The sequence below is a fragment of the Streptococcus downii genome (assembly GCF_004353325.1).
Lineage (GTDB): Bacteria > Bacillota > Bacilli > Lactobacillales > Streptococcaceae > Streptococcus > Streptococcus downii.
In genome coordinates this window covers 83,385-101,919 of the sequence record NZ_MZNX01000002.1, presented here as the reverse complement: position 1 = coordinate 101,919, position 18,535 = coordinate 83,385, and the positions used below count along the sequence as shown (strand labels likewise).

At 41.3% G+C, this 18,535-nt stretch carries 4 protein-coding genes and 1 pseudogene; all 5 read right to left on the bottom strand.

Features of this window, described 5'->3' with window-relative positions; translation table 11 throughout:
- The coding region (locus E2R31_RS01065) for a beta-N-acetylglucosaminidase domain-containing protein (protein ID WP_132972385.1) at positions 1–7,646 on the bottom strand (7,646 nt) is incomplete at its 3' end.
- 168 nt (positions 7,647–7,814) lie between these two features.
- A complete protein-coding gene (locus E2R31_RS01060) occupies positions 7,815–14,255 on the bottom strand; it encodes a SpGH101 family endo-alpha-N-acetylgalactosaminidase (RefSeq protein WP_132972383.1) in 6,441 nt (2,146 codons plus the stop codon).
- A 283-nt stretch (positions 14,256–14,538) separates the two neighbouring features.
- Positions 14,539–16,520, bottom strand: a pseudogene (locus E2R31_RS01055) (peptide ABC transporter substrate-binding protein).
- A 271-nt stretch (positions 16,521–16,791) separates the two neighbouring features.
- The gene (gene tagD / locus E2R31_RS01050; protein WP_044812580.1) at positions 16,792–17,184 is read right to left on the bottom strand and encodes a glycerol-3-phosphate cytidylyltransferase; all 393 of its coding nucleotides are present in this window, start codon (positions 17,182–17,184) and stop codon (positions 16,792–16,794) included.
- Between the two features lie 300 nt (positions 17,185–17,484).
- Positions 17,485–18,513 carry an acyltransferase family protein gene (locus tag E2R31_RS01040; protein WP_243701277.1) on the bottom strand — a complete coding sequence of 343 codons (1,029 nt, stop codon included), beginning with the start codon at positions 18,511–18,513 and terminating at the stop codon, positions 17,485–17,487.
- Positions 18,514–18,535 lie beyond the last annotated feature (22 nt).

The window sequence follows — 18,535 nt, the reverse complement described above, 5'->3', positions numbered from 1 at the left end:
GCCAATTCATAAAACTCAGCCTTGCCACCTTCCCAGACTAATTTGACGTCTAGAAGAGAGCCACCATTTCGGATAGCGAAGGTTTGGAGACTAGATGTAATGGCACCGAGGTCTGTCCAACTGTCTTGGCCATCCTTGAGTGTTCTAGCAAGAACACGTGCTTTCGCTCCTTCAGGAAGACTGGAAACGAGACGAAGGTGGTTGGCATTGGTTGGCTCAGATAAGTGATACACCAATTCGCCCTTGTCTTTTTCAGACTTGTAGCTGGTCAAGACTTTTCCGTCTACAAGATTGTTGTAGAGATTGCCTTGGCTTTCTCCACTGTTTCCTTCTACTGTCGGATCATTGATTGGTTTGACAAATTCACCATCATTGATGACCAATTCTGTAAAGCCTACAAAACGAGCATCATAGTCTGCAGTATAGAGAACACGGAGATAGTTGGCTTTGACTGGTGTCGTCAATTCACCCTCGATATAGCGATTTCCTGGCATCTTAGAATCATGTGTCCAACCATCTGTCAATGAATCATCGTGTTGACTATTGGCCACACCATCTCCTACTGTCACGACATCTGTCCAAGTTTTACCGTCTTGGCTGACTTGGATCTTACCATCACGAAGATAGTTTTGAGTTCCGTCTTGGATGTAGGCTCTGATTTTCTTAATCGTGCGTTCGCTACCAAGTTTCAAGGTTACATGACCATCTTTATGGGCATAGTCTGAAAACTCAACGAAGTTGTTGTAAACACCGTCAAATAGTTGATCTAGGTTGTTCAGTTTACGAACATCATTGCTGCCGTATGTTGGATGAATGCCCATAGTTGTAGATTCTAGTTTGGTTGGTTGTACTTCTTTGGTTGTCACAAGGAGAGAAGTGGCTGTCACAGCTTGTTCCTGATCCGTTTTGTTGACCAGACGAACATAACGTACCAAGTGGGTTGCGACAGATCTGTCTTTCAACTGGCTAGCTGACGTCCACTCTTGCGCATTTGCAGAATACTCTAGGCTAAGAGCAGGGTTGGCTTGGCCTTGGAGCTGGATGCTCTTGATCTGATGGATACGGTCAAGCTTCATTCCTAGATAGCTATGAGCAGGGAGTTTGGTTCCAGCTGGAATTTGAAGTTCGTAACTGCCTAAGCTATCCACTACTGGTGTTTCCTTCAAGGCGTCTACGTTGGTGTCCGTTAACTCACTGTTTCCAGAGCGTGTCTCAACAGAGAAGTCTTGGATACGCCACCAGAGGTCGAGTGCCTTGGTATTGCGGACTCGGATGTAACGAGCATTAATAGCTCTGGTCACTTCCTTGGTTTGTTCTCCTGATAGGCGATCTAACTCTTGCCATGCAGTTCCATCTGTAGAGTACTCAAGTACACCTGCGGCAAGCTTATCACCCGTCCCTTGGCGAAGTCGTACTTTAGTGACTGACTTGACTTCACCGAGGTCAAGTTGTGCCCAGGCATCTACTGGTGTCGTATTGCTACCGTCAGCATTTGCCATCATGGCTTCTGTATTGTCCTTGCCATCAGTGATTTGACGGGCTGAGGTATTTAGTTTGTAAACTAAGTTTGAGCTTAGACTAACTGTCGTTGCTTGTTGGCTACGAGCTTTTTCAACTGGACGGTTAACTGCAATTTCCTGAACTGCAAACCAAGTGTTCTCGCGGTCTGCTGTCGCAATCATGCGAACTGCCTTGGCCTTGATAGTGAGATTTTCAAACTTAAGAAGGGATTCATTTCCAACATAGCTTGGCTCTTTCAAGGTTACCCAGTTATCGTTTTCATCTAAATACTGCACTTCGGCCTTACTAAAGGTATCACGTGGATTTGCCTGCGTTCCCATTGCAAAGGTCAAGGTTTGGATCGCTACCGGCTTGTTGAACTTCATACCAATATAATCACCTGTCTTGATGCTGTTTGGTGATTTAATAATCGCATGGGTTGCCAAGTCGCCATCCGTTACTTCTGCTAAACCACCTTCTACACCTGTTCGATTGGTGATAAAGGTACTGATGATTTGGTCTGGGTGCAAGACTTTTTGAACTTCAGACGCTAGAACTTCTTTCAGGGATAGGATAAATGGACGAATATGTTGAACACCCAATTCAGCTTTTTCCATATGGTCTACATAATGGAAGGTGTGAGTTTGAGACTGTTCGTACAATTTCAAACCTTTATAGTAGCTATCCCAGAGTTTGGCTGCATCGTTTGTAGCCATGGCTTCAGTTCCTGTAAGGAAGGCATCGAGGGCATTCATTTGGTCGATTGCATTATCCAACCAATAGTGGATTTGGGCAACCATTTTTTTATCGCCTGATGCTTTATAGAGTTCGGCTGCTTCTTTAATCTTGGCAAATTCTGCACGCAAGGCTGCACGTTCCGCAGTCACATCCTGACCTGCTTTGAGTTTGGTCATGAAGTCTGTTAATTTTGGAGCCAAGTCTACCGATTCTTCTAGTTTAACGACACGATTATCCATGTTTTGGTTGATCATGTGCTTGCCAAGTTCACGGAAGGCTGCTGATACCTTGCTATCTTCAAAATGACCATTTTCTACAAAGTTGAAGGCAATATCATTGATTTTCTTAGCTTCTTCTTCTGATTTCCACTGTTTCCATGAGTATTGAGCTCCTGCAAAGAGGGCAATCTTAGATGGTTCAGACTGTTGCATTGGGTTCAACATGATACCAGATAGCAAGCTTGGATCCACATTTGGATGAAGGAATTTCTCACCACCACCTAGAATCAAGTGTTGTTTAGAGTTATCTGTTACTGGCCAGTTAATCCAAAGTGAAACTGGGCGATAAGTCTTGCCACCTGCGGATAGATTGTTCTTGAGAGTTGAAAGGAAGCTTTCAGAGGCTTCACCCCAAATCTTACCACCCGTCAAGGTCATGGATGTTGAACTTGGGAGATTTTCATTGAGGGATTTCAACTCATCCTCACGTCCATTACCCCAATACTGGCCAGGAACAAAGATCATTTCTTTGCGAAGACCACTGTAGGTTCCCTGCATTTCAGTCAACCACTTGGTCATATCTTGCATCAAGCGGTTGTAGCTATTGTAGCCTCCGACTGGGCTTGGAGCATCATCTGCAAGGATACCAAATTCGCGGACACCCACTTTCATCAACTGGGTAAATTTGGCCTTGATGGTTGCCAAATCTTCTTGGTAATGCGCTTCATTGCCAAAGCGGATGCGGTTGTTCATGAATGGATGAATAGTCCAGACATAGCGGGTTTTACTTTGATTTCCGACACGAGCAAGTTCACGGATTTCAGCTAGTTTTTCTTCTGGATAGAGTTCACGCCATTTCTTGTTGTGATATGGATCATCTTTTGGTGCAAAGAAGTATTGGTTCAATTTCAAATCGCCACCATAACGCATGAGCTCTGCACGATCGGCATTCGACCATGGATTTCCATAGTAACCTTCGATGAAACCACGGTTCTTGAGCTCTGCGTAATCTTCTACTGTCACATTGCGAAGAACTGGAACTTGACTTTCCTTGAGCATATGTTTCAGAGTTGTCAAACCATAGAAGACTGCATCTGTATCTTTCCCGACGATAGAAATCGAGTTATCCTTAATGGTCAAGACATAGGCGTCAATCTTGTCAAAGAGACCTGCTGAAACATTGGACAAGTTTTGCTCTGCTTGTGAACCTTGTCCATGCACTCCAAGATAGATATTGGTTGCGCCAGCGATTGCTGCCTTACCAGTTGTATAAGATACTTGATTGTCCTGCAAGACACTCTTCAAGCGATTACGAGTATAGATATCGAGTTGATCGCCCATGACCAGATTGACTTGCTTACGAAGGGCTGTGACTCCTTCTCCATAAGTCACTTTTTGTGGCGTTGGGAAGACCTTGTACTCTTTCTTGAGATAGTCTGCGCTCTTGCTGGCAGCCACAATGCTGTCTTCGCTAGCTGGTTTACTTGCAGTGAATTGATCTGCCAATTCAACTGTTCCATCACCTGTTTGCTCTACTTTTGGTTTTTCTGGTGTAGTTGGTTTTTCTGGTTGACTTGGTGCAGGCGTTTCTTGCTCTTCTTTGACAGGCTTCAATAGATGAACTTCGGCTGCACTTGCAAAGCCACCAACGCCTTCCAATACTTTCAACTCAATCTTGTTGGTATCTACCGCCGCAAAGTTGACTGTTTTTTCTTGGGCGTTGTTGTCCCAGTTTCCTTCTGAAACCTTGACCATTTGGCCATCTTTTTGTGCGTAGATTTCGTAGCGTGTCACGACACCATTTCCACCACCTGGACGTGGGAGATAGGTCAAGCCATTGACTTTTTCTGCTTCTTTCAAGGTCATAGTAAGGGTGTATGGCGCAGTGTCACCAGTCCACTTAGTATGCCAGAAGGTATTTGGATCATTGTCAAAGGCCTTTTCAACAGCGCCTTCAGTCGCATTTCCTGGAAGCTGCTGACTGCTTGCGGTTGCTGTAATCTTATCATTTGAAATCAAACGAGGATTTACAAATGGTTTGTCTGACAACTCTGCGCTATGCAAGATTCCTTTGAATCCACCGATGCTTTCAAGCGGTAGTACCAAGCTATTGTGGGCAAAGCGAGGGTGGGCTGGATTTGCGATACGCTCAATCTTTTCACCATCCACATAGACTTCTGTTGACTGTGGTTTGGTTACGATGGAGATTTGATAACGTTTGTTCTTTTCAAGTTTTTTATTGAATTGGATATGGAACTGTTCAAATTGATAAGCAAGGTAGCCGTCTTTATCAGCTAGATAGATACGGTTGTCCCCACTTGTTGAGAAGGTTTGTTCACCGTCTCCAGTGATAGTTACATCAAACTTCAAGACATGACTTGGACCAACATCACCTGCTAAGCCTTCGATGCTGCTGTCTTTCTCAAAAGCCAATCCATTTTCTGTTGCAGTTACTTTCTTCGTTGCATATTCTTTCACCTTATCTGGAGTGATGTTGAATAGTTCCTCTGAAGCAATTGCTTTTTCAGGGTTAGACTGTGGCGCATAAGGACTAGTTGGTAGGGTGCGTTCTGCAAAGCTCGCAGCCGCACGATCGGATCCCCAAGTACGTTCTGCAGTGGTTTGCATGCTCTTGAAGAAACGTTTAAAGATATCATAAGAGGTCAAGCCTGTCTCATGAAGGTCGATATTGTCATTCCAAACTGCGTGCCCACCACCAAGGATACTTGGATGAGAAGCTGGTAGAAGTGGACCTCCACCTGTTCTAAAATCATTCGGTGTCCAGCTATTGTACTGACGTTCGTAGTTGGCATAGTCCCCGTAGGCTGCTTGACTATTGCTTCCACTTGGGACACTATATGTCGGCACATCCGTGATGTTAATAATCTTAGCTCCCTGAGCAATGGCTTCATTTGGTCGTTGCCAGCCAATGCTCCAGATATCAACTTCTACTCCGTTCCAATCAACAGGAGTGTTCCCACGTTTCGCACTGAGCGAGCCCCAGATACGTGGTGTATAGCCCTTAGATTTGATATATTGAATCAAATCATTGACATAACGACGATAGCTTTCTCTGCTACCATAATACTCATCTGTACCGATATGAACAGTGGATACACCATGCAAAGGAGCATCTGGACCATCGAGGAGTTTGTCATAGACGGATTTGACAAAAGCCAGCGTTTCATCGTACTTGTTATCCAAGTCTAGCATGGCTACGCGCTCAACATTGTGCTTGCCTGAATAATCGCTCAAACTACCTTGATACATGAGGTCTGGGCGAACTTTGACAAAGGATAAGGCGTGACCTGGTGTGTCAATTTCTGGTACTAGGTTGATATGCAAGGCCTTGGCAAGTTTAATCAGATTTTGCATTTCTTCCTTGGTATAATGCTCATCTGATGTCAATTTTTGGCCATTCTTACCAACAATATCTGTCTCCACACGGAAACCAGTCTTAGCGTGTTCAAGTACATACTTGAGTTGTTCTTCTGGACTTAAATTCTTACCTGCCAAGTGTTCCTTTAGGAAGATATAGTTATCGTTGAGGTGCAACTGCAAGTCGTTCATCTTGTAGTAAGCCATGTTGAGCATGATGTCTACAAGAGTGTCGTAAGGGATAAATTTACGACCTGTATCTAGCATAAAGCCACGGTGGCTGAAACTTGGGAAATCACGAATTTCGCCATTTTGGAGGTTACTTTCTCCCATTTGAAGAAGGGTCCGAGTGGCGTAGAAGGCTCCTGTGTTTGTGGCAGCTTCGATGGTAATCACATCATTTTGGATAGTGATGCCGTAGCCTTCCTTACCGTAACCCTTGTTTTCAACCTTTTTAAATTCGATTCGTTTTTGAGCTTGCTTGTCACCTGTTGCTAGTTCCAATCCACGGCTGGCAAGGTCTGACTGATAGAAGGTTGCAGCCTGATCAAAGCCAGAATCACCAACTGAAATAACAGTATCAGCTGTAATCGAAGATTTGCCTTCGCGACCATACCATTGTTGGACCGCTGGTGCAACTTTTGGTTTCACACCCACACCCTCATCTTGATGTAGCCCCTTGATAACAACTTCAAATTCTTTAGTAAAAGTATGGCTGTCTTTGATTTGTTGTATCATGACCTTGACACGTTGATCTGTCAGAGGTTGGTAGATGCGATTTTGAAGGTCAATCACACCCTGCTTGTTACTGCCAATCAGACTAACCTGACCTGGCAAACTTGGTAGGACAAGAGACTTGCCATCTTCAGCCACATCCAACTGGTTAACTTGGCGGATATCCGTTACCTTACTATGGTCCGGAACGTTAGAATAAGCTCGAATTTCTTGGATTCCAACGTTTCTCCAGTTCATTGTTCCCGCTTGGTAATCATTGATCTCCAATTTGAGGTACTTAGCTTTGATACTTTCAGCTAGGTCTACTTTCTCATCTAAAACAGGATCTCCAGTCTTGGTATGCGCTAGTTTCCATTGTTTTTCTCCATTAGCGCCCACGTCTTCTTGACCTGCGTAGTAGAGACTCCAAGATTTGATATTTGGGTCATTTTGCCCATTGCGAAGACGACGATCCCAGTCAATTTCCACATGCTTGATGAGGGTAGTTTTTGGAAGAGTTAATTCAAAAGTTGGTTTTGGTACATCTTTGTCTGTAGCCCAACGAGTATTGTCATCTCCATCAATAGCCTTATCTGCAGTAAAGTTGGTTCCAGCCTCATGGTTGTTTGCTGAAGCAGTAGCACCTTCGAGATGGTTGACATCTTCTCTATCTTCGATTGTCTTTTCAGCTGGTTTTACTGCTGGTGTAGTGGTTTCCGCAGGCTGTTTGTCTGCCTTTGGTGTTTCAACCGGTTTCGGCGTTTCTGCTGGCTTGGGACTTGCAGGACTTGTCTCTGGTTTTGTCTTTTCACTTGCTGCAGGTTTTGTTCCTTCTTCGGTTGCCTGGCTACCCTCTTGATTTCCTTCTGTTGCAGCTTCTGCATCCGCCTTTTCAAGCGCAGCTGCTAAATCATCTGGTAACTTATCCAGAGCTTGAACATGAGTGATACTTCCCTCTGTCTCTGAAGGCGCTGCTGTTTCTGCTGCCTGAACCATATTGGCTCCAAAGATACTAGCACCAATCATAACTGAGGCTGCACCAATTGCAAATTTGCGGATACTATAATGACAGCGTTTCTCAAAAAAGTGTTTGTCCATATTTCTCCTATTTCCTTTCATCCGCCTACGCTAGTAAGCGTTATCATTTCTCCTTTTAAAAAGGAGAGAACCAAGAGGTCCTCTCCAGGTGTTTGATTCATTTTCCGACTCTGACCCCCATAGAAGTCCAAGTCACTTATCCAAACAATGTAGCTGTGGAATAAATATCTATTCTTTTTTACTGTTAATAGCAAAGAGGGCAGCTGACAATGCTAGGCTGATTCCTGCTAGGAAGAGGGCTGTATCAGACTGGTCTTCTCCTGTTTCTGGGAGTGTCTTCTTGCTTTCTTCATTTTTCAGAGTATCTTTGATTTTTGATGTCTTTGTATCAGCTAGCGGAGCTGGTGTCAACTTATACTCTGGTTTCTCAACAGTTGGTGCTGGTTCATCACCTGCTGTACCTAGCGGGCCTGTGTACTCTGGTTTTTCATGTACAGCTGGCTCAACTCCATTGACGCCACCGGTGTATTCTGGCAATTCGTGAACCAAGGCTTCAACCGCATTGACTCCTCCCTTGAACTCAGGAACCTCATGTACAGCTGCTTCTGCCGCATTAACGCCGCCCTTGAACTCAGGGACTTCATATACAGCCGCTTCTGCCGCATTAACGCCGCCCTTGAACTCAGGGACTTCATGAACAGCTGCTTCTGCCGCATTGACTCCGCCTTTGAATTCTGGTACTTCAAGAACTGGTGGTTGCTCTTCACCCTTGCTGCTTGTAGGAGCGTCTGGTTTCGGAGCAGAATCTTTTAATTGGTTGAGATAGTCTGCGAAGTAGGCCACCATTCTTTCCGTCAAGAGATGGTTATCCGTCGCATATTTCATGCTCGCCTGAACGCTAGCCACTTCCTCTTGATTGTCCTTGTCTGTTAATTTCTGCGCCTTAGCTAAAGCTGCTTCATATCTTGACAAGTCAAGCGGTGTTTCTGCTACTTGTGGACGGGTAAAGATGAGTTCCGCTGCAGATTGGTATTTATCGCCACCATCTCCGTAAGTCTTGGTACCAGTAAGGACAATTTTCTTAGCCTTGATTGTCTTGCCAAAGTCAATGTCTTTTGGCTTATTGTTATCTGGCCAATCTGTCACGGTGAAGGTATGCTCCTTGCCAGACTCATCTGTGACAACCAGTTTCACATCACGCAAGTTACCATTTGAACCTGAACCACGTGGAACATAGCGAAGTCCTGTGATTTCAGTCGGCTCTTTCAAGACCATGGTTGCAGGCTTGCCTACATCTCCACCATTCCAAGATGTATGCCATAGACTAGACACATTACCATCAAAGGCATTCTCTAGACCTTCACCTGGTTGAGCTGGCGCATCCAAACTTTCAAAGTCTTCTGCTACCAAGGCTGTCTTCTTCTGAACCAAAGCATTCTTCAAGGCTTCAATCTTGGCAATCTCTGCACGCGCTTCTTCGACACTGATATCATCATCTGCCTGACTAAGGTTAAAGACTGCCTCTTTCAATGCATCCATAGACTCTTTGGTGTAGTTGGTCATGGCAACCGTTGGCAAGTAGTTCTTCAGAGCATTTTCTGTCAACATCTTACCTGTGAGGGTAATTTCTTCGATTTGAAGATTATCCATCATGAAGTCGTTATATCCACGGAAGTTGGCATTTCCACCAGAATCACCACGAGTATTGCTTGCATTTCCAGTTGAGTAGATACCTACCCAAGTATCACCTGTTTCTGCACCAGTCACGAGGAAGGTTGCCTTCTTGGCTTTCTTAGAATCTGTCCAGGTATTTGGCAATTCATGCATTTCCAAGTTGCTTGCTTTCGTACCACGGTTACCAGATTGGAATTCTCCCTTACCAACTACAAAGGCGTAGGTATTGTCTGATCCTGCTTCGTATTCAAAAGTTACACGATAGGTCTTACCAGCTTCAAAACGGAAGTTTTGTGGAATAGTTTGATAAACCAAGTTACGACGGCTCACTAGTCCATTGGTCTTCAATGACCAATTTCCATCGATAACATCATCAACTTTCTTACCGTTCCAACCACGTTGTGTATATGGATCATGCTTTTCAGACAAGTGAGTACGGTTATCTTCAACACCTTCGACACCGCCCACTACGAATGGGAAGATACCCTGAGCAACATTTTCAAAGTCTTGTTTGAAGGTGCCTTTACCTGTATCATGGTTTTCTCCGTACATGCTTGAATTATTTTCAAAGGTACGAATTTCATCAAAGTAAGTTGCTTCATCACCAGCTTCACGACTCAAAGTAAGAGTAACATTTGATACGTCAGAACCAGTTGTAAAGAAGGCGTACATGTTTTGGAAGTAACTTGTATTGTCAACTGTAGCATTGTCACGACGATTGTTATGAGCATAAGCTTTGATATAGTTGAGAGCGAGTGACTTATTGGTATAAGTAGTCACTTCTTTCTCGCCAGTATTCACTGTGATACTTGCCTTAGCATTACTACGGTTATCAACACCGACATAAACCGCATACTTAGTATTTGGTTTCAAGCCAGTCAGTTTCTGAGTGAGGCTGACCTTGCTCTTATTGCCTTGGATACGAAGCATTTCATTTGCGCCTTGTGATTTGACAATTTCTGCCTTAGAAGCATCACCAGAAATAGTCCAATGTTTCAAGGTACCGCTGTTAAATCCTTGGTCATAGATATGCATGCCTTCGCTCCATGACATTTCAGGATTGGTTTGTTTTGAACGATAGAGAACGTATGGTTGATTTGCTAGAAGGTCTAGGGTAATCTTGCCATCTTTTACAGTTAGTTCTTGCTCTTCTGTCTTACCTTGGTCAGTTAGCTTGTAAAGGTAAACCTTGCTATTTGCCCAATCACTCGGAAGTGTCCAAGTTGTTGCGCCAGCTTGCGTATTGAAGTAGTACATCTTTTCCTTATCAGCAGGAAGTTTCTTACCATTTGCATCCCAGTTCCAAGGAGTCAAGTAAGCTGAACCATCTTGGATCACACGTCCGTTGAGAGTTACTGTACGTTCGCGATATTGTGGGCTATTGACATCATTTGACTTACGAGTCACAACCACTTTATTGTTGTCAGCATCTACCAATTCCACTCTCATTTCTGGAGTCCATTTATAGGTGCTACCGTTATCAGACATGGTAACTGGTGTACCATTTTCCCATTTACTTACAGTGAAGTGTTGGAAATACTTGGTCATCAAGTCGTGGGCAAACAAGTTGGTTACATAGCCATTGTAATCACTTCTTCCTTGCCAGCCTTCAAAGTCTTTCATGCTGTAGCCACCTAGAAGTGGATAATCTGCTGCACCACCGTAACTTCTGTAGTCCCCTACCCAAGCATCTTTTTGATGGTTACGGATAAAGCGGGTGATGGCACTGTTGATACCTTTATTGGTGTAGCCACCGTAGGTCAAGTCAGCAGCCCAATGATGGAAGGTAGAGTCGTACTCACCACCATGGCCCCACTCGATTGCAAAGCGCCAACCTTGCTTGTTGATTTCTTTTGCAAGAACGTGGGTAGCCCAGGCACCGTTATCACCTGATTGACCATTACCCCAAACGTCCACATAGATAAAGTCGAGACCGTCACCAAGTTTTTTCTTCAAATCTTCCCAACGTGCCAAACGGCCATGTGCTAGGTCATAAGCAGCATCAATGTTGATACCTTGGTCTAGCCAGTTCCAGCCATAGCTATAGCTACCATCTGGATTCTTACGGAGGATTTTTTCATTGAAGTATTTAGACTCAGGATAAGTCTCAGAAGCGTTAACATGGATACCTAGATGAGCACCATATTTCTTCGCTTTCGCAATCAAGGTCTTGAAGTCTTCAACACCACCAATACGTTTACCAATATCAGCATAGTTCAAGTGACCAGAGTCATGACCTTCACTACCATAACCTTTAAGGAGAACACCTTGTCCTAGACCATCTGTGTGAAGATTGATTTTCTTGATACCATCCAAAGTCATGAGGAATGGGTTCTGTGCTTGAGAACCAAAGTTCATCGCGATACGATAAGCTGTGATATCCTTGACTTTTTCCCAACCTTGAGGGTTGTTCATGATACTACGGTAAGCAATGGCTCCATCTTGCCAATCCACTTTCTTATCCGCATTGGCATCTTCAGTGATAACAACCTTGGCACTTGGAAGTTCCTTGGTATACTCTGGGAAGACAATGCCCTTATAAGCTTTTTCCCATTGCCATTCAGAGCTATGAATTCCGACATAGTTGGTATTCCCGACTGTTTCCTTGTAGGCTGTCAAGCGGGTCCAGTCATAAGAACCTCCACCGTAGCTGTTTTGAGAGTTGCTCCAAACACCTGCAGCAAGCTTATCTGTAGAAACAAATCCATACATGTAACCCTTGGCTAGGTCTTTCATTGGATTGGTTACATCAATATGATCATCTCCGCTGACATGGGTATTATTTGACATGGTTGCCCCGTCAAACTTAGCACCAGCTTGGTCACTTGAAACAGATACTAAAGCATTGCCAAGGAAACTAATGGAAGAAAGCAGTTTTCTTTCATCATCAATCTTTTGACCTGGAGTAACTTGATTATGGTTGACAATCTTGGTCACATCAAAGTGCAATTGATTATCCACAACTTGCAAACGAACTGTCATTTCCGCATTGATAAGATTAGCATCATCGCGAAGCTTCATCAAGTACTCTGCTGTTGTCTCATTGATTTTTTTGTAGGTAACTTCAGGTGTGACTTCGTGTTTGTTGATAAACACTTTATTGAATTGTTGGACTTGTCCTGGCAAGGTATGCCCGTTCAAACTGTATTCTTTAATACGTGGGAAGGCTTGGTCAATAACTGCTTTGAGGACCTTAGACTGGATAGTGTCATAAGTCACCTTGCTATCATCAACTTCAGGACCTGTTTCTTTTTCAGCAGGAGTATCCTCTGTTTTTACCCCCTCTTGGTTATCCGTCTTAACGCTAACAACTGTTCGCTCATCGCCATAAGAGCCTGCCTTGAGAAGAATCTTCTTCTCATTTTTAAGATGGTCATTGACCGCAGCTGGTAGAGTAACTGTGTCAAAGAGATTGATATCGTTATTGCTTGCATTTAGCTGACCGTCTGACTTGAGAGTGATAGAGAGACGGTTTGTTGATCCTGTTTCAGGGGCAGCGACACGACTACCTCTATACCAAGTGCTAGTTGTTGGAGATTTATACTCCCAGAACCAGCCATCCTTGTCATAACCGACAAAAATATTATTATTGGTATCTTTAAATTTCAGGAAGACACCAAAGCGTGATTTGCCCTTTTCAGAATCTTCTTTGAAAGTTAAATCAACAGTTGCATTTCCATTGGCATCAACGGTCAAGCCCTTCTTTTCAAACAGGGCTGGTTTGCCTGCGTTATCATTTTGAGCAGTTGAGGATAGTTGGTTGTAGCGGACACCTTTTTCTTCTCGGATAGTGACTGTTCCTTGTTGTTCTTTTTTCTCTACCGTTTGCCATTCAGCTGTCACTTTTTCAGGTGTTTCAGGTTTAGCAGCTGGTTTGTCCTCTTTTGGCTTGTCTTCAGCTGGTTTTTCTTTCTCTTCCAAGTCTGCTGGTTTGACACTTGAAATTCCCTTCATGTGATCTTGGATCCATTTCAATTGAGCAGGTGAGAAGAGAATACCACCACTACGTTGGCCAACAACTCCATTTTGATGAACACCGACGAGTTTTCCTTCTGTATCAAAGATACCACCACCACTAGCACCTGGATGGCTACCTTGATAACCGATCCCTTTTACGCCCTCACCGTAGGATTCGACTAATTCAACAGTTGTATTGAGGACTGGTGATAATTTTCCAGTTGGGTAGCCAAAGACATGCAATTTATCTCCAACCTTTTTCACTGCAGGTTTTTCAGTCACTTCTGCTGGAGCATTTTCCAGAACTGTTCGCAATCGAACAAGAGCCAAATCATTCTTGTAGCCTTTTAGGAAACCTTCACGATCCCAGTGAATAATGTCTTTTTTACTAAATTTAACATCTGGTAGTCCTGGATAGGAAATGCTATAGATATCTCCATCACCATTATCATTGTCAACGACCTTACGATTATTGCCATCTGGAACATCTTTTATAAAGTTATGTGAAACAGTTAAAACAAGATTTTCGCCAATGACTATCCCACTACCTTCACCTGATGGTGTCTTAATTTTGACAGTTGCTCCGTAGTTTAATTCACCATTCTTGGTTTTAGCCACATCTTCTGGAACAAGATTCCCAGTATCTTTAGCTAATTGATCCTTATCAACTTCTTTCCCTTTATCTTCAGCCTTATCCAATTTGCCCTCTAAGCCTTCTGGTAACTTATCTGAACTAGCTGATTTTGCTTTTTCAAGTGCTAATAGTTCTTCTTCTGTCTTAGGTCCATCAGTAACTTCTGGAGACCCTTGGTCTTCTCCCGCCTTTGGTGCTTCAAAATCACGCCCATCATTCTCTTTTGCTGTTGCAAGAGCAGCGGCTAAATCCGCTGGTAAATTCGCTGTGGAGCCAGACTGCACGCTATCTGCAAGAACTGTACTTGTCCCAAAGAATGCAGCCCCAATCATAACAGAAGCAACACCTAATGAAAATTTCCGAATACTATATTTACAACGTTTTTCAAATAATCCTTTATTCATAAATTCCTAAATCCTTTCATTTTTGAGTAAGCGTTTACATTCTTTTTTTAAAAAATACTCCTTCCTCTGAAAGTGCAATGCTTAACCCTGATAAATAAAAAATAATTGTGCTTTTAATATAACAAATAATAGCTAAGAAAGCAATAGAAAACAAGTAAAATTAACGAAAATTTTCTCTATTCTGACAAAAACAGGCTCCAAATTTAGAATCTTTCTTTACAAATGTAAAAAAGGATTCAGCATTCAAGAGAAATACTAAATCCTTTCTTATATTTTGCAACAGTTATTTCACATGTTTTGCAAGATCTTCTTGGGCCTTTTTATTCGACTCTTCTTTTTCTTTCATCCATTTATCTTGAGCTTTTTGGTATTCATCTGCTGTCACTGCTTTATCTTGTACGTCTAGGTATTTATACAAGAGAGCTTCGCTTGTACCCTTGTTACCAGAGTATGCAAACGGAAGCGTAAATGGTACCATCTTAGACAACATTGGACGACCAGTTTTAGAAGTTGTTGGGATGATCAAGGCACTGTCGGTCAACCAAGCTTGGGCTGCAGCATATTTCTCATAACGTTTTGAAACATCACTCACTTCTTCCCCGGCTTCTACAACCATTTTTTCGTAGTCTTCCAAACCAACTTGCTTAGCTGCAGCGTTGTTTGTTCCAGAGTCAAATCCTAGGTAAGTCTTTGTATTTTCTCCGACAGATGGCTTGATGATATCAAGGTAAGTAGATGGGTCTGCAAAGTCTGGAGACCATCCCACATTATCTGAGATATCCCAGTCTTCTCCAGCTGCAGTTTCAGCAAAGTAAGTGATATTCAAGACATCATCTTTTTGAAGTTGTTGGATATCGACAACGACGTTCTCTGACCCTAGAGTAGCTTCAAGCGATTGTTTGAAGGATTGAACACGTTGGACTTTCGTCGTGTTTGTTTGGTCTACTGGCATATCCAAGTGGATTGGGAATTTCACACCTTCTGCTTGAAGAGCTGTCTTAGCTTTGGCAAATTCTGCTTTGGCCTTATCTGCGTTATAGAGTCCATCTTGGGCATCAGCTAAATTTACATCCTTCCACTCGTCTCCAAAAGTCACCAATTTTTCTTTGACCAACTCACCAAAGTTTTTGCCATCTGCTTGAACAAATGTAGGTGGGACAAACAAGTTACGAAGCAGTTTAGTCGCACCACTTGCACCGTTTACTTGAGAGGCATAGGCGGTTCTATCAAAACCAAAGGCAAGAGCTTGACGGAAATCTTTGTTTAGAAGAGCTTTCTTGGTTGATGTTTTTTCTTCATCCGTTGTCTTAGAAGTATACTTATAAGACTGGCGATCAATATTAGTACCTACTAAATAAGTAGTAGAATCTTGTTGTGTGTAAACAATATTATCTTTAAATGCTTTTTCAGTCTCTGGGTAGCTAGCGCTTGTTGGGAAGAGACGGGCCATAGTGAAACTTCCATCCTTGAAGGCTTCAGTCGGTTTGTTGGTATCTTGACCATCCCAGAATGATAATTTAACCTTATCAAGATGAACATTGTCCTTATCCCAGTAGTTTGGATTTTTTTCAAACTCAACAGAAGATTTAGCTACGATAGATTTGAGCAAGAATGGTCCATTGTATAGGATGCTACTTGGATCTGTTCCTTTAGCGAAATCATCCCCTTTAGAGTTTAAGAACTCTTCATTAACTGGTGCCATTACACCCATCGTTGTCTTAGAATTCCAGAAGCTTTCTGGTTTGTTCAAAGTGTACTGAACTGTCTGATCATCCAGAGCCTTAATTCCTACTTGTGAGAAATCTTTGATTTCCCCTTTTACATAGGCGTCCAATCCTTTGATCGATTCTTGAACTAAATAAAGACCATCAGATTTTTTATCAGCAGCATATTTAAGTCCTGTTACAAAGTCTTGAGCTTTGACTGCCGCGTATTCTTCACCTTCAGAAGTATACCATTTTGCATCCTTACGGATAGTATAAGTGTAAGTCAATCCATCCTTGGATACAGACCAATCCTCAGCCATAGATGGCACAAAGTTACCATAGCGGTCATTTTCAAGCAATCCATCAATCACATTACTAGTAATGTCAGCGTTGCAGCCTTACCAGTTGTTAAGTAGTTGAGATTATCTGGGTCTGTTTCATAGATATATGAGAATGTCTTCTCTCCTTTAGCGCTCGAACCTGATCCAGAGCATGCAGCTAAAGTAGTAGCCGCCAATAAGGTTACACCTGCAAGAGCAAATAGTTTTGAACTTTTCATCATTTTCTCCTTTAAAACTTTCTATCTATTATAGAACCTTTTCAGAAAGATGTCAACAGAATTTTCAGAATTTTTGTGTTAGTTTGGTATATTCTGAAAAATCAAAAAGGAGAAGACCGTGATTGTCCTCTCCAGATCTTATCTGACAAAGAGCCACATTATAAATCTAAAATAATTTATTTTAATTGGGAAATGAGATTTAAATAGTCAAGACATTAATAATTATGGAAACAAATTTATTATCTGATCTCAAAATATTTTTGTAAAAAATCTAATCTGCTAAATCTTCTTTAATTTTAGTTGTAGATATTTCTTTAGTTCTTGGTAAATAAACTACTTCCACTCCTTCTTCTTTTAAATAATCAAATTTTCCTTTCCAATCATCCCCCATAACAAATGTATCAATGTGATATTCTTTAATATCTGTTTTTTTCTGTTCCCAGCTTGTTTCAGGAATCACCAGATCAACATATCTTATTGCTTCAACCAAATTTTTTCTATGTTCAAAATTAAAGTAACATACTTTATTTTTTTCTTTCAAATTGAACTCATCACTTGAAACTACAACAATGAGATAATCTCCTAATTGCTTTGCTCTCTTTAGCAAATTGATATGTCCATAATGAAGCAAATCAAAGGTTCCATAAGTAATTACTCTTTTCATTGATATTTCCTTTCAATTTTTTTATTAATCCTAAATTACATAAAAACAATTATTCATTATTAATACTGGTTTGATATCCACTATATTCTTAATTTGATTCTAAATTTTCAATATCAACTTTTTAGCGATGTAATTATTTTATTTCTCTTTGTAAACAAAAGAAATAAAACAATTACAATAATTGCATATCTTATAATGGCTAAGTTATAAATAACAAGTATCAAAAATAGTATTATTAATAATATTAAAGATATTATAGAACTTCTTCTTCCTTTAAATTACATCATAAGTTCAAAATTACTATTCAGTTTTTTTCTTTAAATACTTCATAGGGTAGAAAACAAAATCAACGTAAGAAACTTTCTTGATAAGGTAAAGAATAAATAGTGAACCATACCAGCCTAATAATAATCCTAGTATTAAATGAACATAAATGTTACTAATATTTAATTTTAATAAAATAATGCGGGTTATAGAAACAATTGGTGCATGTAATAAGTATATGACTAAACTATTCCTCCCTATCTTAGAAAAATACGTCCCAAATCTTTTGAAGTTATTTAAAATCGGATAGCAAGTAAAAGCTAAAACGACCGACACGGAAAAGATTAACCCCCATAGACCAGGAGTGTCGTAAGAAATATAGAAACTAGGAGATGATTGTTGCCAAAATATCAAAAACATTATAATAACTCCTATACTTAAAGAAGTTATCCATTTCCACTGCTCCAGCAAGAACATCGTCAATCCAGATTTTTTCAGCCAATAACCAAAGATAAAGAAGAAGGACCAGAGAAGTACTTTTTGGATAATATAAATATTAACTGGAAAAAATAAAGATAAAATATAAGCAAATAAACTAATTAGAAATAATTGATTATAAGATTTAACCCTAATAGAAATCAAACCAACAACTAAATAAATCCACCAAAGAACATAAAGGTACCAAGAAACGCTTAAAGGTGTTTTATAAATCTGTAGCAGATCAGCAAGAGATGCTGCATTTCGAACACTTTCTCCACCTATTGTTTGCAAAATAAATTGAAGAACTGAGTAAAAGAGATATGGCACACCTAGGATTATTGTTTTTTGCTTAAAATAGTTCCAAAACTTTTTTAAATCTACCACTGGTTTGAAGAAAAAACCTGACAATGCGTAAAAAACAGGAATATGGAATAAGTAAAAAACTTGTGTTAGGAATAGAAGCACAGTATTACTATTTTCGAATTTCCTAGATTCAAAAAGACCTAAAACAACATGTCCTAAAACGACCATTAGAATGGTGAACCCTTTACCAAAATCTATCCATTCAATACGTTTGCTTTTCATTTTCACCTCTTAAATTTCCTTG

What these genes read in the sequence shown, in the direction of transcription:
- E2R31_RS01060 (WP_132972383.1), bottom strand. Translation starts at nt 14,255, where the DNA reads ATGAATAAAGGATTATTTGAAAAACGTTGTAAATATAGTATTCGGAAA.
- tagD (WP_044812580.1), bottom strand. Translation starts at nt 17,184, where the DNA reads ATGAAAAGAGTAATTACTTATGGAACCTTTGATTTGCTTCATTATGGA.
- E2R31_RS01040 (WP_243701277.1), bottom strand. Translation starts at nt 18,513, where the DNA reads ATGAAAAGCAAACGTATTGAATGGATAGATTTTGGTAAAGGGTTCACC.